Here is a 20,535-nt window from a genome sequence, read left to right as displayed (position 1 = left end):
CCTGCCTGTCACGCAGGGGGTCGCGGGTTCGAGTCCCGTCCGTTCCGCCACTTATTTTAAGAACCGTATCTCTCACGAGATACGGTTTTTTTTCGTCTGCAATTTGTGAAAAAAGGGCCAAACGGCCCAGTTATTTACTCTTCCCAGCGCTTTAACAGCAAACTGGCATTCACTCCGCCGAAGCCAAACCCATTCGACATCGCGTAGCGAATCTCAAGCGGCCGTGCAGTAAGCGCCACCAGATTTAATCCCTCGGCTTTCTCATCAGGATGATGTAAATTCAGCGTCGGCGGAGCGATCTGTTCACGCAACGCCTGAACCGTGAAGATCGCCTCAATACCGCCCGCGGCACCCAACAGATGCCCGGTCGCTGACTTAGTCGATGTAATCGCTACCGTACTGTTCACACCAAACACACGCTTTATCGCTGCCAGTTCGCCCTTATCGCCAACTGGAGTAGAGGTCGCATGAGCGTTAATGTGCTGAATATCGGAGGCTGAAATCCCCGCCTGACGGATCGCGGCTTCCATCGCCCTTGCGGCACCGTTACCATCTTCCGGGCCGGCAGTGAGATGATGCGCATCTGCGCTGGTGCCATAACCCACCAGTTCCGCCAGCGGCGTCGCACCGCGCGCCAGCGCATGTTCGAGCGATTCAATCACCAGCAGCCCGGCACCTTCACCCATCACAAATCCATCACGATCGCGATCAAATGGGCGTGAAGCCGTCGTCGGTTGATCGTTAAAACTGCTCGAAAGCGCCCGTGCCGCTGCAAATCCCGCAAGGCTTACCCGATGGATCGCCGCTTCACTGCCGCCGCATAAGGCGATATCTGCCTCGCCGCTGCGTATCAACCGCGCGGCATCACCAATGGCCTGTGCGCCGGCCGCACATGCCGAAACGGGCGCGCCGATCGGGCCGCGAAAACCATAGTTAATCGAGACATGGCCAGCTGCGAGGTTGGCGAGGAAAGAGGGAACGGTAAACGGGGAGAGTTTGCGAGGCCCGCGCGAATCGGTGGTGCGTACCGCGTTGGTGATCTCACTAAACCCGCCGATCCCGGTGGCAATAACCGTCGCAGTGCGATCGCGCTGTGCCTCCTCCTGCGGAAACCAGTTTGCCTGCGTTAATGCTTCCTTCGCCGCGACCAGCGCAAACTCAATAAAACGATCCATCTTTTTACGTTCTTTCGCCGGGATCGTGCTTAAGGGATCGAAACCATGATGCGGATCCTCTTCAATCGAAGGGACCTGGCCTGCCACTTTGCAGGCAATATCGTCGACCATTTCATCGTCGAGGCGGGAAATACCCGATTTGCCCTCAACCAATGATGACCAGACGTGGGAAAGGCCGCAGCCCAGCGGGCTGACAATGCCCATACCGGTTATAACGACGCGCTTTTGCGAAATGCTCATATTCACTCCTCCTTATTCATCTGTAATTGTGGCGCATATTTCAGCGACGTCTCCCCGGCCTGCTTACGTTGCAAATATTGATGACGATAGTGGAGAACCGGCGACGCTGCCGGGCCTGGCACCATGGCGTATTTTTCAGGGGTTATGGCTTCACCGGTGGCCTTATCTACAAGGATCACTTCAACAGGGCGCGCCGTTTCCCGCTCAACTAGCGTCATCTGCGGACCTTCGGGTGAGAAATGGCGATTTCCCCACTGCGCCAGCGCAATGATGACTGGACGAAAATCATAGCCTAACGGCGTGAGGTGATATTCGTAACGCGGCGGGGTTGTGCTGTAGCTCACCTTTTCAAGCAACCCCTCTTCAACCAGCTCCTTCAGGCGCCGGGAGAGAATGTTCGGCGCAATGTTGGCGTTTTTCTGGAACTCATCAAAACGGGTAAACCCTGCGAAGGCGTCGCGCAGGATAATCATGCTCCAGCTATCACCAATGCGTCCCAGACTTCGGGCAATAGGGCAGGGAGCCTGGCAAAGTGCTTCATTTTTCATGGTGGTATCTGCTGTAGTAAACATGCCGCACCAAAGTGACATAGTGACTTTCAATATGCAAGTCACTACTTTTAGCACTATTGCCCCTGTGGCAAATATCCTCTGCTTTCCTGCCTCTTTTTCCCCCGAGCCCAACTCACCATAATCACGCCATCTGTTAAGAAATAATGAGAGAGGAATTGATATGTCTATCCCTGCATTTGGTCTGGGGACCTTCCGTTTAACCGATGAGGCGGTTATTGCCTCGGTAAAAAATGCCCTTGAACTGGGTTATCGCGTGATTGATACCGCGCAGATTTATGGTAACGAAGCCGCCATTGGTGAAGCGCTGGCGCAGAGTGGCGTCGCGCGGGAATCGCTATTTATCACCACCAAAATCTGGACTGAAAACCTGGGCGAAGGGCAGCTGATTCCAAGCCTGCAAGAGAGCCTGAAGAAGTTAGGCACCGACTACGTGGATTTGACGCTAATTCACTGGCCATCACCGGGCGCAGCGGTGCCAGTTGCCGAGTCGATGCAGCAGTTGATGAATGCCAAAGCGCAGGGGCTAACGCGCCAGATTGGCGTCTCCAACTTCACGATTGAGTTAATGGAGCAGGCGATTGCAGCAGTCGGGGCGGAAAATATTGCCACTAACCAGATTGAGCTTTCACCCTATCTGCAGAACCGAAAAGTAGTGCAGTGGGCAAAAGAGCACGGGATCCACATCACCTCATATATGACGCTGGCGTATGGTAAGGCACTGAAAGATGCCACGATTGCCCGCATCGCGCAGAAGCACAGCGCAACGCCAGCGCAGGTGATCCTGGCATGGGCGATGGGGGAGGGGTACGCGGTGATCCCATCCTCGACCAAACGCGAAAACCTGGCGAGCAACCTGCAGGCAAAGACGCTGAAACTGGATGCGGATGACAGAGCCGCTATCGCCGCGCTGGATTGCAACGACCGGCTGGTCAGCCCGGAAGGGCTTGCGCCTGAGTGGGATTAATCAGCAACGTGACGGGAGCCTGGCTCCCGTTTTTTTATCTGCCTGTCTGCGGCACATGCTCGCTGACGAAGTCGATAAAGGCGCGGATACGTGTACTCACCGCCCGATCGCTGTAGTAGACGGCGCTGAAGGGCATCTCTACCGGCAGCAGTTTGTCTGACATCAACGCAACCAGCTCGCCGCTCGCCAGCTCTTTATCAATCATATAATCCGACAGGCTGGCGATACCGTTGCCGCTCAGACAGAGATGTTTAAGGGTTTCACCGCTGTTAGAGGCGAGCGTGGGCGTTACCTCCAGCAGTTGCCCATCCGCTGCCGCCACCGGCCAGGTATTCAGCGATACCGGCTCGGTAAAGCCGAGGCAGACATGGTTTTGCAAATCCTCTACCGTTTCAGGCGTACCGTAACGGGCAAGGTATTCGGGCGAAGCGATAATTTTGCGGTAGCTCTTAAAGAGCGGACGCGCGCGCAGGCTGGAATCTGTCAGCTTGCCGACGCGAATAGCGACATCCACTTTACGTTCAATCAGGTTGATAAAGGTTTCGCTTGAGACCAGCGACAGGCTGATCTCCGGGTAACGTTCACGAAACGGCTTAATCAGCGGCATTAAAAAGTGCAGCACCACCGGCGTGGCGGCATCGATACGCAGCGTGCCGCGCGGCACCGATTTATTCTCCATCACCTCATTTTCCGCCGCCGCCATCTCCTGCAGCACCGTTTGTACGCGACGGAAATAGCGCTCGCCCTCTTCAGTGAGGCTAAGCTGGCGAGTGGTGCGATTGAGCAGGTTAACGCCGAGCTTATTCTCCAGCTTCTTCACCGCCCGGCTAATGGCAGAGTTTGCCTGACCAAGACGTTCAGCCGCACGGCTAAAACTGCCGCTCTCCACGACCGCGACAAAAATGGCGAGTTCTTCCGAGGTGGTTTTCATTATTGCCTCTGTAGCAACATTTCAACGAGATTATTCATGCGCGTGTATTTAACCACGCCGCGTGTCGCAACGCCATCGCGCGGCCTAAAGGTCAATGGCACCTATATAAGCTGGCACTTTTCTGGTGATTATTCGTTGAAACTATGGTCTACAATCCCTATAACTGAGTGACGCCCCTTTTTCGGGCGCGGAAATCAAAGAGGTTTAAAGCCGAAGTGGCGAAAAATACTTACGCTATGCGATATGTTGCCGGACAACCTGCGGAGCGCATTTTACCGCCGGGATCGTTCGCCAGTATTGGTCAGGCTTTACCTGCCGGGGTTCCTCTCAGCCAGGATGAAAAGATCCGCGTACTGGTATGGAACATCTTCAAGCAGCAGCGGGCGGAGTGGCTCTCGGTGCTGCAAAGTTTCGGCAAAGATGCACACCTGGTTCTGTTGCAGGAAGCGCAGACGACGCCTGAACTGGTGAGCTTCGCAACCAGCAACTATCTCGCTGCCGATCAGGTTCCCGCCTTTGTGCTGCCTCAGCACCCCTCAGGCGTGATGACGCTCTCTTCTGCCCATCCGGTCTACTGCTGTCCTCTGCGCGAGCGTGAGCCGATTCTGCGGCTGGCAAAGTCAGCGCTGGTGACGGTTTACCCGCTGCCGGACAGCCGTAATCTGATGGTGGTGAATGTGCATGCGGTCAACTTCAGCCTCGGTGTCGATGTCTACAGCAAGCAACTGCTGCCGATTGGCGACCAGATTGGTCGCCACGATGGCCCGGTGATTATGGCCGGTGATTTTAACGCCTGGAGCCGCCCGCGTATGAACGCCCTCTACCGTTTCGCACGCGAAATGGCGCTGCGGCAGGTACGATTCACCGACGATAACCGCAGGCGAGCCTTTGGCCGACCGCTCGATTTTGTCTTCTATCGTGGCTTAAACGTTGATGAGGCGTCGGTGCTGGTGACCCGCGCATCGGATCACAATCCGCTGCTGGTAGAGTTCAGCCCGCTCCCTTCCGGCAAGTAGGGCGAAAAAAAGATAAAAAAAAGCACCGTGGGGAAACGGTGCTTTTTTTATTGCCTCAGGTCAGGAGTCTGGCGTCGCGCTGTTCTTCACGAAGAGCGTGATTTGATCGCCCGGTCGCAGATTGGAGGTATCGGTGTTCCAGCGCATCACATCTTTGATGTTCACGCCGTGACGTTTCGCGATACTCGACAACGAATCACCTTTGCGCACGCGATAGGTAATGCTATCGCTATTGCTGGCAAGACGTTGCGCGCTGCTGCCTGCACCAACCGTCAGGTTTTGACCCACCTTCAGGTTCGCGCCGCGCAGATTATTCCACTGCTTCAGATCCTTCGCGCTTACGCCGAGGCGTGACGCGATGCCTGAGATCGTATCGCCTGAGCGAACCTTGTAGCTCTTACTGGAGAGCGGGGTGTTATCCGCAACCAGCGTCGGCTGTACGGCGGCTATTTCGCCGGATGCCAGCGATTCACGCAGCTGATCTGCATGTTTCTTCGGCACCATCACGTACTGTGGACCGGCTGAACCCAACGTCGAACCTTTAACGCCTGCGTTAAACGCCTTCAGTTTGTTGACGGAAATTCCCGCCATTTCAGCCAGCTGATTCACTTCTACCGGGCTACTCAGCCTGACGCGCGCCAGCGCACGGCTTTCGTCCGGCGTCGGCAGATTAATGCCATAGCGTTTGCTGTTTTTGAGAAGATCGCTCAACGCCAGCATCTTAGGCACATAGATCTTTGTTTCATAAGGCAATGACAGCGACCAAAAATCGGTGGGTTTCCCCTGCGCTTTGTTCGCTTTAATTGCCTTCAGCACGCGGCCTTCACCGCTGTTATAGGCGGCAACGGTCAGTAACCAGTCGCCGTCAAACATACGGTTAAGACGCTGCATCATGTCGAGTGCGGCCGTAGTAGAGGCCACAATGTCACGACGCGCATCGTAGCTGCGTGTCTGTTTTAAACCATAATTTCGCCCTGTGCTCGGAATGATTTGCCAAATGCCTGCGGCATTGGCACCAGACGTTGCGTGCGGGTTAAAAGCGCTCTCCACTATGGGTAGTAGTACCAGTTCCATGGGCATGTTACGTTTTTTAACTTGCCCAGCTATCCAGTACATATACGGCTCTGCCCGTAAAGTTACATCGTGGAGATAGCTCTTATTGTTTAAATACTTCAGTTTCTGTTCGCGAATCCGGCTGTTTTCCGGAATTCCCATCTTTAGCTCGTCGCTTATAGAGGCCCACAAGTTGCTATCCGTTTGGTCGGCGAGTGTTCCGTCGTCCATCCAGCGTGCCTGGCTTGTGAACTTCCCAGCTTCCCCTTGACCAGCTGCAGAAAGGCTCTGTGCGTGCTGTTGTACCGAACCGTCGCGCTGCGACGTCTGGCACCCCACGAGCAGGACAGAGGCGAGTAATATCGCTTTTGCCTTCATGTGTGTGTCAATAGTAGTTGCTTAAAAGACGAGCGATGATAACGGCGATGTTTTCAAAAGGCAACCCGCAATGTCAGAAAGCATCTTTCTTTGCCCGTAACCAGGCGAAACGCTCCTCTGGATGTTGCAATACGCGTTCTTGATTTATTACTTCAATTAAATCAGCATCTTCCGTGCGTAAAAATAAATTTATTTTCCGCTCATTTTTCAGAATTACAGGGAGTGTCTTTTCGTTTTTAGCACGTAACTCACTCACTTTCTTATAGTATTCCTGAACCTCTGCATCTTGAGGCAGCACGCTGACAGCAAACTTCATATTCCCTAAAGTGTATTCATGTGCGCAACAAATCACCGTGTCATCGGGAAGGGCATTAATTTTACAGAAGGATTGATACATCTGCGTTGCCGTCCCTTCGAATAATCTTCCACAGCCGCCAGAGAAGAGCGTATCGCCGCAAAAAAGGTAAGGAAAACTGAAGAAACAGATATGTCCTAAAGTGTGACCTGGGGTAGCGAAGACCGAGAAATCTTGGCCTAAAACGGTGACCGTATCGCCTTCGGCCACAACCTGGGTCGTGCCCTTATGTTGTGTCTCCGCTGGTCCATAAACCACTACATCAGGGAAAGCGTCGCGCAGCGCCTGCACACCGCCGACATGATCGTTATGGTGATGCGTTAGCAGAATAGCTTCGGGTTGCCACTGGTGCTCTTCAATAGCACGCAGCACCGGGGCGGCCTCGCCCGGATCGACAATCAGGCAGCGCCCGTCATCCTCACTCAACACCCAGATGTAGTTGTCCTGAAACGCGGGAATACTGTTAAGATTCATAAATTACCTCTCAAAGCGTAGCGGAAGGTTGTAATGAAGCCGGCAAGGACTCCCCGAAAATTCGTCGCGCCCGTAAACTGGGGCGCGCTCCCAAAAGGTGTTTATTACCGTCAGGCGCTGGAGGAGGAGCTCAAGCCGTGGCTGGCGAAAATGTATGGTTTTCACCTGCTTAAGATTGGCAACCTCAGCGCGGAAATCAACCTTGAAAGCTGCGCGATCTCCCACCAGGTCAATGTCTCGCTGGCAGGCGAACCGGCGCAGGTACGCGCTGATCCGCTCTCTTTGCCGTTTGCGGAAAAGTCCGTCGATGCCTGCCTGCTGGCCCATACGCTGCCCTGGTGCCCCGATCCTCACCGGCTGCTGCAGGAGGTCGATCGCGTGCTGATTGACGACGGCTGGCTGGTGATGAGCGGGTTTAACCCCATCAGCTTATTAGGCGCCTGCAAAGCGGTGCCGTTTGCGCGCCGCTCGTCAGCGGTCAAAAGCCGAATGTTCACTCTTACGCGCCAGTTTGACTGGCTCGCGCTGCTCAATTTTGAAGTGCTTCATTATAGCCGCTTTCGCGTGTTGCCCTGGACGAAGCAGGGCGGAAAGCTGCTGAGCGCGCATCTGCCGGCGTTGGGCTGTATGCAGCTGATCGTGGCCCGTAAACGCACCATTCCGCTGACGCTCAACCCGTTAAAACAGAGTCGCTCACGGGCGCGCGTGCCGCAGGCCGTTGGCGCGACACGGCAGTCTTAAGCCAACGTTTCCGGCTGGTAACCGACATCTTCCTGGGTGGGATTCATCGCCGCCGCGCGCGCCAGCTCATCGCAGCGTTCGTTTTCCGGATGCCCGGCGTGGCCTTTTACCCACTCCCAGCGGATTTGATGCTGGCTAAGCGCCGCATCGAGCCGCTTCCACAGGTCGACATTTTTAACCGGCTTCTTATCTGCTGTTTTCCAGCCGCGTTTTTTCCAGTTGTGGATCCACTGGGTGATACCCTGGCGCACGTACTGGCTGTCGGTGCTGAGCACCACTTCGCAGTGCTCTTTCAGCGCTTCAAGGGAGACAATTGCCGCCATCAGCTCCATGCGATTGTTGGTGGTTAAACGGTAGCCTTCACTGAAGGTCCGTTCATGTCCGCGATAACGTAAAATGGCGCCATATCCACCCGGTCCCGGATTGCCGAGGCACGATCCGTCGGTGAAAATTTCTACCTGTTTGAGCATCTCTGGTAGACTTCCTGAGTTGAAAACGACAAGTCTGACATAAATGGCCGCTATGAGCACTGCAATTACACGACAGATCGTCCTCGATACCGAAACCACCGGTATGAACCAAATCGGTGCGCACTACGAAGGGCATAAGATCATTGAGATCGGTGCGGTAGAGGTGATAAACCGCCGCCTGACCGGCAATAACTATCACGTCTACCTGAAGCCCGATCGGCTGGTGGACCCGGAAGCGTTTGGCGTTCACGGCATCGCCGATGAGTTCCTGCTCGATAAACCGACCTTCGGCGATATTGCCGATGAGTTTATCGACTATATCCGCGGCGCTGAGCTGGTGATCCATAACGCCTCGTTTGATATCGGCTTTATGGATTATGAGTTCAGCAAGCTGAACCGTGGAATTCCGAAAACCGAAACCTTCTGCAAAATTACCGACAGCCTGGCGCTGGCGCGCAGGATGTTCCCGGGCAAGCGTAACAGCCTCGATGCGCTCTGCTCGCGTTACGAAATAGATAACAGCAAGCGAACGCTGCACGGCGCACTTCTCGACTCCCAAATTCTTGCCGACGTCTATCTGATGATGACCGGCGGTCAGACATCGATAAAATTTTCGATGGAGGGTGAGAACCAGAATCAGTCAGGCGAAGCGGGGATCCAGCGCGTTGTGCGCCAGGCAAACAAACTGCGCGTTGTTTTAGCCAGTGATGAAGAGCTGATGGCCCATGAATCGCGCCTCGATTTAGTACAGAAAAAGGGCGGAAGTTGCCTCTGGCGCGGCTAAATTCATTTATTAACCGTGAAAAATCAGCCAGTGGGCGATTTTTGCAGCAAACGATTCAAAACAAGAGAAAAAGCGTTGACGGCACCAGGCGCAATACGTAATATGCGCCTCGTTCCCTAACAGGAACACAACGCGGAGCGGTAGTTCAGTCGGTTAGAATACCTGCCTGTCACGCAGGGGGTCGCGGGTTCGAGTCCCGTCCGTTCCGCCACTATTCAGAAGGCCTGAATCAGCAATGATTCAGGCCTTCGTCGTTTCTACTCCTTCACCACCGCGCGCTGCGCGATAAATCCGCTCTCCACGCCCGCGCGCTCATGACGCGCCAGCCAGCAGTAGCAGCCCGCCCCGAGAAAGACGCCGATAAACCAGCTGAAGTTTGCCACTTCGTGCAGCGCCGGAATAAAGCTGATCACCAGGCCTACCATCACCGACGGCAGCAGCGCAGCAATCGCTTTAGGGTTAAAGCCGTTTTTGTACCAGTAACGCCCGTTCGGGGAGACGGTAAAGAGATCGTCGACAAACACCTTGCCGCGTTTAATCAGGTAGAAGTCCGCCAGCAGAATGCCAAACAGCGGGCCGATGCAGGCACCGAGCACATCCAGCGTGTAGTGGATCAACTCCGGCGACTGGAACAGGTTCCACGGCGTCAGCAGCACAGAGCCGACCGCGGCAATCATCCCCCCGGTACGGAAGCTGATCTTCTGCGGCGCGCAGTTAGAGAAATCAAACGCTGGCGAGACGAAGTTCGCCACGATATTAATGCCGATGGTGGCAGTAATCATGGTCAGCAGGCCAATCGCCATCGCCAGATCGCTGCCGACGTGGCTGACGGTTTCAATCGGGTCGGTGATCATTTTGCCAAACAGCGATTGCGTTCCCGAGACAATCACCACCGTCACAATCGAGAAGAGCAGGAAGTTAAAGGGCAGTCCCCAGCGGTTGCCGCGGCGGATCGCCTGCATGCTTTTGCCGTAGCGGGAGAAGTCGCCAAAGTTGAGCAGCGGGCCGGAGAAGTAGGAGACTACCAGCGCCGTGGCGGTGATCATCTGCCACGCCTGCTCGCCCGGTGTCAGCGTTTTGCTGGCAAGGGTAAAGGAGATGCCGTCAAAACCGGTCTGGTAGAGGATCCAGCCCGCCAGCGCCATCATCACCACATAGACCGCCGGTCCGGCGACATCAATAAAGCGTTTGATCGCGCTCATTCCGTGCCAGAAAACCAGAGCCTGTAGCGCCCACATAATGCCGAAGCAGATCCAGCCCAGCGTCGACAGCCCCAGAAAGTGGCTGCTTGTCAGCGCGCCCAGCGAAGGCCAGAATTTCAGCGCCACCAGCATCAGAGCATTGGCGGCGAGATAGGTTTGAATACCGTACCAGGCAAAGGCGATAAGCCCGCGGATCACCGCCGGAATGTTGGCACCGAAGACGCCAAATGCCTGACGGCAAATCACCGCATAGGGCACGCCGGTCATCTGGCTCGGCTTCGCCACCAGGTTTGCACAGAGCTGCACAATACAGATCCCCACCAACAGGCAGAGCAGCACCTGCCAGCTGGCAAGCCCTAAGGCAAAGAAGCTGGCGGCGACCACATAGCCGCCCATGCTGTGCACATCGGACATCCAGAACGAGAAGATGTTGTACCAGGTCCAGTTCTGCTGGCGAGTCGGCGCGAGGTCCGCGTTGGTCAATCTTGGGCTATAACGAGCATCGTACTGCGGTTCAGGGTTTGGCATGGATTCTGCTCCTTTAAATAGCGATAGCGTTCACAGGTCTGCTATCGGCTATTGCATTAACCAGGCCAGGTTTAGATTTTTTGTATACAAGATGGATAAAAAACGTATACAAAAAAGGCAATGCTGCGTCACACAGGAATCAGGTTATGAACCATTACACCGGGCTACAGGCGCCTGCGGATCGGGAAGAGAGAGAGCATTTCATCTGGCAATCGCTGTTAACGGCCATTGTTGAGCACCAGTTGCCGCCGGGCAGTAAACTGCCGGAAGAGGCGCTGGCGGAGGTATTTGGCGTCAGCCGCACCGGCATTCGTAAAGTGCTCACGCGCCTTGCAACGGTGCAAATGATCACCATCGCGCCCAGGCGCGGTGCATTTGTCGCGAATCCTGGCATCGACGAGTCAAAAGAGATCTTCGCCACGCGCAAAATGATCGAGTGCGCCAACCTGCCGCAGGTGCTGGCGCATCTGCAACCACCGCATCTGGTAGCGCTGGAGGCGATCATTGTCGAGGAGGAAGCGGCGCACCAGCAGCATGACGGCGCAGCGGCCATTCGCCACTCGGCGGCTTTTCATATTCAATTACAGGCGATATCGGGCAATGCGGTGGTGACCGACATTATTACCACCCTGACGCAGCGCTCCTCGCTGGTGATTGCCGCCTGGGGCGCGCCGTGGCAGCAGGGCTGCCGCTGTCACGATCACGATGCGTTAATCGAACTCTTACGTAACAAAGACCTGGCGGGCCTTGAGCATGCCATGGCGCACCACTTTGACCACATTGTTTCCAGCCTGCGCTTTGAGCGCAGCGGCGAAACGCTGCCCGATTTTATCCGCCTGTTTGGCACCCGAGGAGAGCCGCAATGAGTGCATTTTGTATACAAGTCATCAACCCCAACACCAGCCCGGAGATGACCGAAACCATAGCCAGCGCCGCGCGCCGCATCGCCTCGCCGGGCACAACTATCCTCGCCAGTTGCCCGACGCAGGGCGTGGAATCCATTGAGGGGCATTTCGACGAAGCGATTGCCGCCATCGGCGTGCTGGAGCAGGTAAAGCAGGGCAAAGCACAGGGCGCGCAGGGGCACGTGATCGCCTGCTTTGGCGACCCGGGATTACTGGCGGCGCGGGAGCTGGCGAGCGGCCCGGTTATCGGCATTGCCGAAGCGGCGATGCATATGGCGACGCTGGTGGCGACGCGCTTCTCGATTGTCACCACGCTGCCGCGCACGGTGATCATCGCACGCCATTTACTGCGCCAGTATGGCTTTGAACATCACTGCGCCGCGCTGCACGCCATCGATTTACCGGTGCTGGCTTTGGAAGATGGCACGGGTCTTGCTCAGCAAAAGGTACGCGAGCGTTGTATACAAGCCAAACGCGAGGATGGAAGCGGGGCGATTGTGCTGGGGTGCGGCGGCATGGCGAATCTTGCCAGTGAGCTGACGCAGGAGCTGGGTATCCCGGTGATCGACGGCGTAACGGCGGCGGTCAAAATGGTTGAATCCCTGCTCGCCCTCGGTTTTGGCACCAGTAAGTATGGCGATCTCGCGTATCCCAATAAAAAGCCGCTTTCAGGATGCTTCGATATGCTCAGCTGAAGGCGGCCCCGGTTAAGAGGTCGAATCAGCATGCAAGCAGCAACCGAGACTCCCTTCTGGCACTTTACTGCCGACTACCCGCGCGATATGGCGGGCTACGCTGGCAAACCGCCGCACGCACAGTGGCCGGGCGGCGCGCGCATCGCCGTGCAGTTTGTGCTGAATTTTGAAGAGGGCGGCGAGAACCATGTTCTGCACGGCGACAGCGGCTCGGAGCAGTTTCTCTCCGACATCATCGGCGCGGCCAGCTACCCGGCGCGCCATATGTCGATGGACTCCCTCTATGAGTACGGTTCGCGCGCCGGTTTCTGGCGCATTCATCAGGAGTTTCAGCAGCGCGGCCTGCCGTTAACGGTGTTTGGCGTAGCGATGGCGCTGGCGCGTAACCCGGCGATTGTTGAGGCGATCAAGGCGGCGGATTATGACGTGGTGAGCCACGGCTGGCGCTGGATCCACTATCAGGATCTCGATATCCAGACCGAGCGCCAGCATATGCAGCAGGCGGTTGAGATCCTGCAAACGCTGTTCGGCAAACGCCCGCTCGGCTGGTATACCGGGCGCGACAGCCCAAACACCCGCGCGCTGGTGGTGGAGCAGGGGGATTTTCTCTATGACAGCGACTACTACGGCGACGATCTGCCCTTCTGGACCACCGTCGGCGAGAAACCGCATCTGATTGTGCCCTACACGCTGGATGCCAACGACATGCGCTTTGCCACCGCCCAGGGCTTTAACACCGCCGAGCAGTTTTATACCTACCTGAAAGACAGCTTCGATGTGCTCTATGCCGAGGGCGAAACGGCACCGAAGATGATGTCGATTGGCATGCACTGCCGTCTGCTGGGGCGACCGGGGCGGTTTCGCGCCCTGCAACGTTTTCTTGATTACGTGCAAAGCCATGACAAGGTGTGGATCTGCCGCCGCCAGGAGATCGCCGAGCACTGGCTGAAACATCACCCCTATAAAGCCTAACCGGCCCGCTGCCCGCCTGTGCGCGGGCGAAGGTTAGCGCGTCAGGCGCAACTGCTGCAGGTTGCCATCAAGCTGTAGATCCGTTTGCAGACGCGCAACATCCCGGCAGATAAAGGCCATCTCGCGGTGCGCCTCCAGCTTCTGCCGCCACTTCTCAGGCACTTCAGCAAGATTGTCATACAGCGCTTCCAGCGTGGGAAAAGTGCTGAGTAGCTGTGTGGCGCTTTTCGGCCCGATCCCGGCAACGCCCGGCACTTTTGAACTGCTGATGCCCGCCAGCCCCCAGTAGTCCGGCAACTGCTGCGGCGTAACGCCATACTCCTGGTCAATAAACGGCGCATCGAGCCAGCGTTTCTGGAAGTAGTCGCGGATGCGGATGGTGGGCGAGAGCAGCTGGCAGTAGCCTTTGTCCGTCGAGACAATCGTCGCCTCTTGCCCCGCCTGCGCCATTTTTACCGCCAGCGTGGCGGCGAGATCGTCGGCTTCATTGCCCGGCGTCGCCCAGCAGCGAATGCCGCGTTGCTCAAATGCCGCGCGCAGTGCGGGCATCTCCTGATGCAGCGGCTCCGGCATCGGCGGTCTGCCTGCTTTATAGTCCGGCAGCAGCTGGTGACGCCAGCCCTGATTGCGCGCTTCATCATCGAACACCGCCACTGCGTGGGTCGGCTGGCTGTGCACAATCAGCTGCTCCAGCGCGTGCAGGCAGGTCTCCGCGCAGGGTGAACCCTGCACCGCATGAATACGGCGGATAAGATTGAGTGCGTCGACAATAAGCAGATGAGCCACGGATACCCTCCTTGTAAGCGAGCGCTAAGGGTAACATTGCCCGCTTTATGAGGCTATGAAACGGTGACTATTCAGGAAGATGCCTCGCAAAACGAGGCATCTGTCAGGCAGGTTAATCGCAGGTAACGACCTTCATCGCCAGCCCGCCGCGGGAGGTTTCGCGGTACTTGGCGTTCATATCTTTCCCGGTTTCGTACATCGTCTCGATCACTTTATCAAGGCAGACGCGCGGCTCGCTGGTGCGGCGCAGCGCCATACGCGCAGCGTTGACCGCTTTAACCGAGGCAATGGCATTACGCTCAATGCAGGGCACCTGCACCTGACCGGCGACGGGATCGCAGGTCAGACCGAGGTTGTGCTCCATACCGATCTCCGCCGCAATGCACACCTGCGCCGGGCTTGCACCGAGCAGCTCAGCCAGACCGGCAGCTGCCATCGAGCAGGCGACGCCCACTTCCCCCTGGCAGCCCACTTCCGCGCCGGAAATGGAGGCGTTCATCTTATAGAGCGAGCCGATGGCACTGGCGACCAGCAGATAGCGCGCCAGCGAGTTAGCGTTCACTTCGCGGATAAACTTGTCGTAATAGGCCAACACCGCCGGGACGATGCCGCAGGCACCGTTGGTCGGCGCGGTCACCACGCGGCCACCGGCGGCGTTCTCTTCATTGACCGCCAGCGCGAACATATTGATCCAGTCGACAACCGCCATCGGATCGGTGGTGGTTTTATCACTGCTGACCAGCATGCGGCGCAGCGCGGCGGCACGACGCGGCACGCGCAGTCGGCCCGGCAGCACGCCTTCGGTGTTGATGCCACGCTCAATGCCGCCGTGCATCACTTCCCAGACACGCGCCAGGTGCTGCTCCAGTTCTTCTTTACTGTGCAGCGCCAGCTCGTTTTTCATCATCAGGCCGGAGAGGGAAAGCCCGCTTTCCTGGCAGTGACGCTGCAAATCGGCTGCGTTTTTATAGGGGTAAGGCACCTCAACCGGCGCGCTGGTGGTCTGGCCGAAGTGCGCTTCGTCGACAATAAAGCCGCCGCCAATCGAGTAGTAGGTCTGGCTGTAGAGCACCGTTTCGCCCGCCAGCGCGGTGATGCGCATACCGTTCTCATGCAGCGAGAGGTTGTCGGCATGGAAATTCATGCAGTGATCGACCGGGAACTCCACTTCGTGCTCGCCGTTCGCCAGCAGCAGGCGGCCGTGCGTATTCACATCCTGAATAAAGCCCGGGATCGCATCAATATCGACGCTATCCGGCAGGTTACCGGCCAGCCCCATAATAATGGCGATATCCGTATGGTGGCCTTTGCCGGTCAGGGAGAGCGAGCCGTAAACGTCGACCACCACGCGGGTAACGTCGCGCAGCAGGCCGCGGGCAATCAAATCATCGGTGAACTGTTTGCCGGCTTTCATGGGGCCGACGGTGTGCGAGCTGGAGGGACCGATACCGATCTTAAAAATATCGAATACGCTGATCATAACGCGTTATCCATGACAAAGAGGGATCGCGCCGCCCGGCTGGACGGCGCGCAGAGATTAGCTGAACAGGGAGTAGAAAATCGCGGAGATAGCGATGAGACCCATAATCACAATGAAGACGTTGCTGATGTGACCGCTGTATTTACGCATCGCCGGAACACGGGCAATCGCATACATCGGCATCAGGAAGAGGATCATGGCGATAATCGGGCCGCCCAGCGTTTCGATCATGCCGAGGATGCTCGGGTTCCAGGTGGCAACAGCCCAGGTGGTCAGCAGCATGAACAGCGCGGTAATGCGGTTCAGCTTGTTGATTTCGATGGTTTTGCCTTTGCCGCGCAGCGATTTAATCACCATACCGTTGAAACCTTCACGCGCGCCGAGGTAGTGGCCAAGGAAGGATTTGGTGATGGCGATCATCGCGATGATCGGCGCCATCCAGGCGATGACCGGCGCATTAAAGTGGTTAGCCAGGTAGGAGAGAATCGAGATGTTCTGCTCTTTCGCCGAGGCCAGATCGGCCGGTGCCAGGCTCAGCACGCAGCTGAAGACGAAGAACATTACCGTCAGCACCATCATGATGTGGGCGAAGGCCAGAATGCGTGAGCATTTACGTTCTGCTTCTGCGCCGTACTCTTCACGTTTCGCCACGGCGAAGGAGGAGATGATCGGTGAGTGGTTAAAGGAGAAGACCATTACCGGGATCGCCAGCCACAGGGTCATCCACAGGCCATTGCCGGTAGCAGACGCGCTGTTGAAGGAGAGGGTTTCCAGCACCGCGCCGTTCCACTGCGGGATCAGATAGACCGCCAGCAGCATCAGGGCAATAACAAACGGGAACACCAGGATGCTCATCGCTTTAACGATCATCTGCTCGCCGAAGCGCACGATGGTCATCATACCGACGATCAGAATCAGGGAGAGAATAGCGCGCGGCGGCGGCGTCATGCCCAACTGATGGGTCATAAAGCTGTCGACGGTGTTGGTGATCGCCACGCTATAGACCAGCAGAATCGGGTAGATAGCGAAGAAGTAGAGCAGGGTAATCAGTTTACCCGCGCCGATACCAAAATGTTCTTCCACCACTTCGGTGATATCTTCGCCGGGATTTTTACCGGAAAGCACAAAGCGGGTCAGGCCACGGTGTGCGAAGTAGGTCATTGGGAAGGCAAGGATGGCCATGATGATCAGCGGAATCAGTCCGCCTACGCCAGCGTTGATGGGCAGGAACAGTACGCCAGCGCCAATCGCGGTACCGTAGAGGCCTAGCATCCACATGGTGTCGGTCTTACGCCATGCGCTCCGCGTTCCGGTTGAAGCCAGATTACTGGTTTGAGTCGTTTCCATTGGTAAATCTCCTGGGAAAATCAAAAAGCTGCCATTTAGACAAATCGTTTGCCATCCACGTCAGCGGTAATATTTTATCCGGTTGATTGCGGCTATTTTTATAATTTCTTACCGCAATTATTTGCGGCGGAAAGATACATGTATGTTATGACTCTATCAGTGATCAGGATCGCAATTGCAATAATCCACTTCTTAAGTGGGCATATTTAGACCATCTGTCTGCTTATCTAAAATCATCTGAGATTTATGGGCGCGAAGGCTATCACCCGCCAGATATGCGATCAAACTCACAGCGGCGAAAGACGATAAAAGCGCTGTAGATCATCCCATTAGCAGTGATTTATCGACTTTTAAGCCAACTGGAGTGGATCATTACCTTGTGCAGGGTAGGGGAATTGGAGCGCAAAAGGCGGGAAGGTATAAGGGCGGCTTATGACCGCCCGGGAAAAAGGGAGTATCAGGCGCAGATTTCGTAGCAGGGGATATAGGCCGATCCGGGGAGTTTCATACGGTGCTGGGCGACAAAGCCCTGCAACAGATCGTCCATCCGGCGCATCATGTCGCTGTCGCCATGAATTTTGTAAGGGCCGAACGTTTCAATCGCACGAATGCCGTGCTCTTTGACGTTACCCGCCACAATGCCGGAGAAGGCGCGACGCAGATCCGCCGCCAGCACTTCGACGGGTTGATCCGGGTAGAGCTTCAGGTTGGCCATATTTTCATGGGTCGGCTCGAACGGCACCTGCAGATCCGGCGCAATGCGAATCGACCAGTTGAAGCTGTAGGCATCGCCGGTTTCGCGACGATTCTCTTTCACCTGCGGCATCGCCTTTTTCATCTGGCGCGCCACTTCGGCCGCATCGTTGATGATGATGGTGTAGTGACGGCGCGCGGCTTCGCCCAGCGTGTTGACGATAAACTCATCCAGCACGCGGAAGTAGTCGGCGCTCTCTTTCGGTCCGGTGAGGATCAGCGGCAGCACCTGGTTTTTGTTCGCCGGGTTCATCAGAATACCCAGCAGGTAGAGCAGCTCTTCCGCCGTACCGACGCCGCCAGGGAAGATAATGATGCCGTGGGCGATACGCACAAACGCTTCCAGACGTTTTTCAATGTCCGGCATGATAATCAGCTCGTTAACCAGCGGGTTAGGCGGCTCAGCGGCGATGATCGACGGCTCAGTCATGCCGATAAAACGCCCCTCTTTATAACGCTGCTGCGCGTGGCCGACCGCCGCGCCCTTCATCGGCGCTTCCATCGCCCCCGGCCCGCAGCCGGTGCAGATATTCAGCTCGCGCAGGCCAAGCTGGGTGCCGACGCGGCGCGCGTAGAGGTACTCGGTTTCGTTGATCGAGTGACCACCCCAGCAGACCACCATGCTCGGCGCTTCGCCGACGTGCAGCGCACGGGCGTTACGCAGAATCGAGAAGACCAGGTTGGTGATATGGGTTGAACTCTCCACATCAAGATGCTGAAAACGACTGGCGTTATGGATCTGGCCGTTCACGAACAGGATATCGCGCAGCACGGCAAAGAGGTTTGCCTGCAGCGCGCGGATCAGACGCCCGTCGACAAACGCCTCTTCCGGTGGGTTAATCAACTCCAGCTTGACGCCGCGTTCACGGCGCAAAACGTTGATATCAAAACTTTCGTTACGGGAGAGCAGCTCTTTGCTGCTATCGGTCTGGCTCCCTGAGTTCAGTACAGCGAGCGAACAGTTGCGAAACAGTTGATACAGGTCGCTGCTGGCCGTGCGTTTAAGCATATCGACTTCCAGCTGCGACAACATATCCATCGAGCCAAGCGGGCTAATATGTGTAATCAAGTGAACTCCTTACGGGACGAAAATTTTATCTTCCCTGCTGATTACAATAGCCCTGGCTTATGACGTTTAACAACCTGCCAACGCATGTTTTACTGGCGCGCCAGCCGCCCGGTTGCCGGAACGAAGTCTGTATTGCTGCGCCACGGGTTGATATCGAGGCCGCCACGTCGGGTGTAGCGCGCGTACACGCTGAGGGATTCCGGCTTGCAGAAGCGCTGAATATCCGTAAAGATGCGCTCAACGCACTGCTCGTGAAACTCATTGTGATGGCGGAACGAGACCAGATAGCGCAGCAGTTTTTCCCGGTCGATTTGCCCCCCGCGATACTGGATCTGCACCGAACCCCAGTCCGGCTGGTGGGTAATCAGACAGTTGGATTTCAGCAGATGGCTAACCAGTGTCTCTTCCACCACGTCACCACTCGCGGCGTCGGTCAACAGCGCAGCATCAAACTCATAGTTATCAATAGCGATATCCTGATCGTCGATGCAGAGGCCAGCAAAGTGGGCAACCGGCTGGCCTTCCAGCTCATCGACGCGGTAGAGCGTGACGCTTACCGCACCCTGCGCACAAGCGCTGAGATCGCGTTGCAAAGTGCTGCGTACTTCTTCCCAACTGGCGAAACGGGTCTGGTTAAAGCTGTTGAGATAGAGTTTAAAACTTTTAGACTCCACCAGATTGAGGCTGGCGTAATCCAGTTCCACCTGGCCGACCGCAACCTGCGGCAGCCCGTTGGCATTGAGCCAGGAGAGCTCATACAGCGTCCAGATATCCGCGCCGTGAAAAGGCAAGTTATCGGCTTTCAGCCCAAGGGGATCGCGGTTGAGGGAGCGCGGCACGCCTTGCAGCAGGCTGGCGTCATAGGTGTCGCGGTAGTCGGTGGTTTTGCCCAGCGTCAGGCCTGAAAGCGCCTGGTGGTTATCATAAGAAGACATGTTTCATCGCCATTTTGCAGGTAAACTATGGCGCAAGTTTATCCTGGCTTAAGTAAAGAGAGAAATCGGTGGAAAAAGAGACGGCTCAGGCGCTGAAAGCCTTTACGGAACGTTATTGCGATGCGTGGCACGCGGCGCACGGCAGTTGGCCGCAGAGTGAAGATCTGTATGGCGTTCCTTCGCCCTGCATTATCTCCTCTACCGATGACGCCGTTTTCTGGCAGCCGCAGCCCTTTACGGCGCAGCAGAACGTCCACCCCGTTGAACAGGCGATGGAGATTGTGGTACAACCGCCGATCCATGCGTTTTATACCACGCAGTTTGCCGGTGATATGCGCGCGCGGCTGGGGAATATCAGCCTGACGCTGCTGCAAACCTGGAGCGAAGCGGATTTTGTCCGGGTACAGGAAAATCTGATTGGGCACCTGGTGACGCAGAAAAGGCTCAAATTATCGCCTACGCTTTTTATTGCCACGCTCGAGAGCGAGCTGGACGTCATCTCAGTGTGTAACCTGAGCGGTGAGGTGATGCAGGAGACGCTCGGTACGCGTAAACGCACGCGTCTCGCCAGCGATCTGCCCGAATTCCTCACTCAGCTGCAACCCGTCGTGTAAGCCCATAGCCTACATCCCGTGTGAGAGATCTCTTACAAGGCCTGTAGGAGATCGGCTGTTCGTATTCTATAACTCACGTGAGTTATCTTTATTTAA

General features: G+C 56.3%; 20 protein-coding genes and 1 tRNA gene. 9 read left to right on the top strand and 12 right to left on the bottom strand.

Going from position 1 to position 20,535, the window contains the following annotated elements; all coding sequences use genetic code 11:
• Positions 1-134 precede the first annotated feature (134 nt).
• Positions 135-1,415 (bottom strand): beta-ketoacyl-ACP synthase II, encoded by a 1,281-nt coding sequence (gene fabF, locus IAE50_RS20585; RefSeq protein WP_200581114.1) that lies wholly within the window; start codon positions 1,413-1,415, stop codon positions 135-137.
• Positions 1,416-1,417: 2 nt separating this feature from the next.
• Positions 1,418-1,963, bottom strand: coding sequence for a helix-turn-helix domain-containing protein (locus IAE50_RS20580; RefSeq protein ID WP_042717367.1), 546 nt, complete (start codon positions 1,961-1,963; stop codon positions 1,418-1,420).
• 184 nt (positions 1,964-2,147) lie between these two features.
• On the opposite strand from IAE50_RS20580, the gene dkgB reads away from it, so the two are divergent.
• A complete protein-coding gene (gene dkgB / locus IAE50_RS20575; protein ID WP_200581113.1) occupies positions 2,148-2,951 on the top strand; it encodes a 2,5-didehydrogluconate reductase DkgB in 804 nt (267 codons plus the stop codon).
• 34 nt (positions 2,952-2,985) lie between these two features.
• On the opposite strand, the gene yafC is transcribed toward dkgB, so the two are convergent.
• Complete coding sequence (yafC, locus tag IAE50_RS20570; RefSeq protein WP_042717373.1) at positions 2,986-3,882, bottom strand: DNA-binding transcriptional regulator YafC; 897 nt, start codon at positions 3,880-3,882, stop codon at positions 2,986-2,988.
• 215 nt (positions 3,883-4,097) lie between these two features.
• Here yafC and IAE50_RS20565 point away from each other — a divergent pair, with 215 nt between their 5' ends.
• Entirely contained in the window at positions 4,098-4,898 is an 801-nt protein-coding gene (locus IAE50_RS20565; RefSeq protein WP_071789488.1) for an endonuclease/exonuclease/phosphatase family protein, read from the top strand.
• A 60-nt stretch (positions 4,899-4,958) separates the two neighbouring features.
• Here IAE50_RS20565 and mltD read toward each other — a convergent pair whose 3' ends face one another.
• Entirely contained in the window at positions 4,959-6,329 is a 1,371-nt protein-coding gene (gene mltD, locus IAE50_RS20560) for a murein transglycosylase D (protein WP_200581112.1), read from the bottom strand.
• Between the two features lie 73 nt (positions 6,330-6,402).
• The gene (gene gloB / locus IAE50_RS20555) at positions 6,403-7,158 is read right to left on the bottom strand and encodes a hydroxyacylglutathione hydrolase (protein ID WP_200581111.1); all 756 of its coding nucleotides are present in this window, start codon (positions 7,156-7,158) and stop codon (positions 6,403-6,405) included.
• Positions 7,159-7,191: 33 nt separating this feature from the next.
• Between gloB and IAE50_RS20550 the strand changes: the two genes are divergently transcribed.
• A complete protein-coding gene (locus tag IAE50_RS20550; protein ID WP_094419405.1) occupies positions 7,192-7,899 on the top strand; it encodes a class I SAM-dependent methyltransferase in 708 nt (235 codons plus the stop codon).
• Here the strand turns inward: IAE50_RS20550 and rnhA are convergent.
• Positions 7,896-8,468, bottom strand: coding sequence for a ribonuclease HI (gene rnhA, locus IAE50_RS20545; RefSeq protein WP_161629337.1), 573 nt, complete (start codon positions 8,466-8,468; stop codon positions 7,896-7,898). The two genes, IAE50_RS20550 and rnhA, sit on opposite strands and share 4 nt — an antisense overlap.
• On the opposite strand from rnhA, the gene dnaQ reads away from it, so the two are divergent.
• Both dnaQ and IAE50_RS20535 read left to right on the top strand, forming a co-directional pair.
• The gene (gene dnaQ, locus IAE50_RS20540) at positions 8,422-9,153 is read left to right on the top strand and encodes a DNA polymerase III subunit epsilon (RefSeq protein WP_042712390.1); all 732 of its coding nucleotides are present in this window, start codon (positions 8,422-8,424) and stop codon (positions 9,151-9,153) included. The genes rnhA and dnaQ overlap by 47 nt on opposite strands.
• 134 nt (positions 9,154-9,287) lie before the next feature.
• Positions 9,288-9,364: transfer RNA gene (locus IAE50_RS20535), tRNA-Asp, on the top strand.
• 46 nt (positions 9,365-9,410) lie between these two features.
• Here the strand turns inward: IAE50_RS20535 and IAE50_RS20530 are convergent.
• Complete coding sequence (locus tag IAE50_RS20530; protein ID WP_200581110.1) at positions 9,411-10,883, bottom strand: NCS1 family nucleobase:cation symporter-1; 1,473 nt, start codon at positions 10,881-10,883, stop codon at positions 9,411-9,413.
• A 146-nt stretch (positions 10,884-11,029) separates the two neighbouring features.
• On the opposite strand from IAE50_RS20530, the gene IAE50_RS20525 reads away from it, so the two are divergent.
• Genes IAE50_RS20525 through puuE form a run of 3 tightly spaced genes read left to right on the top strand, consistent with a single transcriptional unit; the run spans position 11,030 to position 13,455 of the window.
• The gene (locus IAE50_RS20525; protein ID WP_200581109.1) at positions 11,030-11,749 is read left to right on the top strand and encodes a GntR family transcriptional regulator; all 720 of its coding nucleotides are present in this window, start codon (positions 11,030-11,032) and stop codon (positions 11,747-11,749) included.
• Positions 11,746-12,483: an aspartate/glutamate racemase family protein gene (locus tag IAE50_RS20520; protein WP_023479471.1), complete on the top strand. Its 738-nt coding sequence runs from the start codon at positions 11,746-11,748 to the stop codon at positions 12,481-12,483. The genes IAE50_RS20525 and IAE50_RS20520 overlap by 4 nt, the downstream gene beginning before the upstream one ends.
• A 30-nt stretch (positions 12,484-12,513) precedes the next feature.
• Entirely contained in the window at positions 12,514-13,455 is a 942-nt protein-coding gene (puuE, locus tag IAE50_RS20515) for an allantoinase PuuE (protein WP_200581108.1), read from the top strand.
• A 33-nt stretch (positions 13,456-13,488) separates the two neighbouring features.
• On the opposite strand, the gene xni is transcribed toward puuE, so the two are convergent.
• The 5 genes from xni to queF form a co-directional block, all read right to left on the bottom strand.
• Positions 13,489-14,241: a flap endonuclease Xni gene (gene xni, locus IAE50_RS20510; RefSeq protein ID WP_023479496.1), complete on the bottom strand. Its 753-nt coding sequence runs from the start codon at positions 14,239-14,241 to the stop codon at positions 13,489-13,491.
• Positions 14,242-14,353: 112 nt separating this feature from the next.
• Positions 14,354-15,721 (bottom strand): L-serine ammonia-lyase, encoded by a 1,368-nt coding sequence (locus tag IAE50_RS20505; protein ID WP_200581107.1) that lies wholly within the window; start codon positions 15,719-15,721, stop codon positions 14,354-14,356.
• A gap of 57 nt (positions 15,722-15,778) precedes the next feature.
• Positions 15,779-17,068: an HAAAP family serine/threonine permease gene (locus IAE50_RS20500; RefSeq protein WP_023479482.1), complete on the bottom strand. Its 1,290-nt coding sequence runs from the start codon at positions 17,066-17,068 to the stop codon at positions 15,779-15,781.
• A gap of 457 nt (positions 17,069-17,525) precedes the next feature.
• Positions 17,526-18,890, bottom strand: a complete 1,365-nt coding sequence (gene ppnN / locus IAE50_RS20495; protein ID WP_042712755.1) for a nucleotide 5'-monophosphate nucleosidase PpnN — start codon at positions 18,888-18,890, stop codon at positions 17,526-17,528.
• A gap of 89 nt (positions 18,891-18,979) precedes the next feature.
• Positions 18,980-19,825, bottom strand: coding sequence for an NADPH-dependent 7-cyano-7-deazaguanine reductase QueF (queF, locus tag IAE50_RS20490; RefSeq protein ID WP_200581106.1), 846 nt, complete (start codon positions 19,823-19,825; stop codon positions 18,980-18,982).
• 68 nt (positions 19,826-19,893) lie between these two features.
• Between queF and syd the strand changes: the two genes are divergently transcribed.
• A complete protein-coding gene (syd, locus tag IAE50_RS20485; protein ID WP_200581105.1) occupies positions 19,894-20,439 on the top strand; it encodes a SecY-interacting protein in 546 nt (181 codons plus the stop codon).
• Positions 20,440-20,535 lie beyond the last annotated feature (96 nt).

This window comes from Kosakonia sp. S42, from assembly GCF_016624785.1.
Lineage (GTDB): Bacteria > Pseudomonadota > Gammaproteobacteria > Enterobacterales > Enterobacteriaceae > Kosakonia > Kosakonia cowanii.
This window is presented reverse-complemented; position numbering and strand designations above follow the sequence as displayed.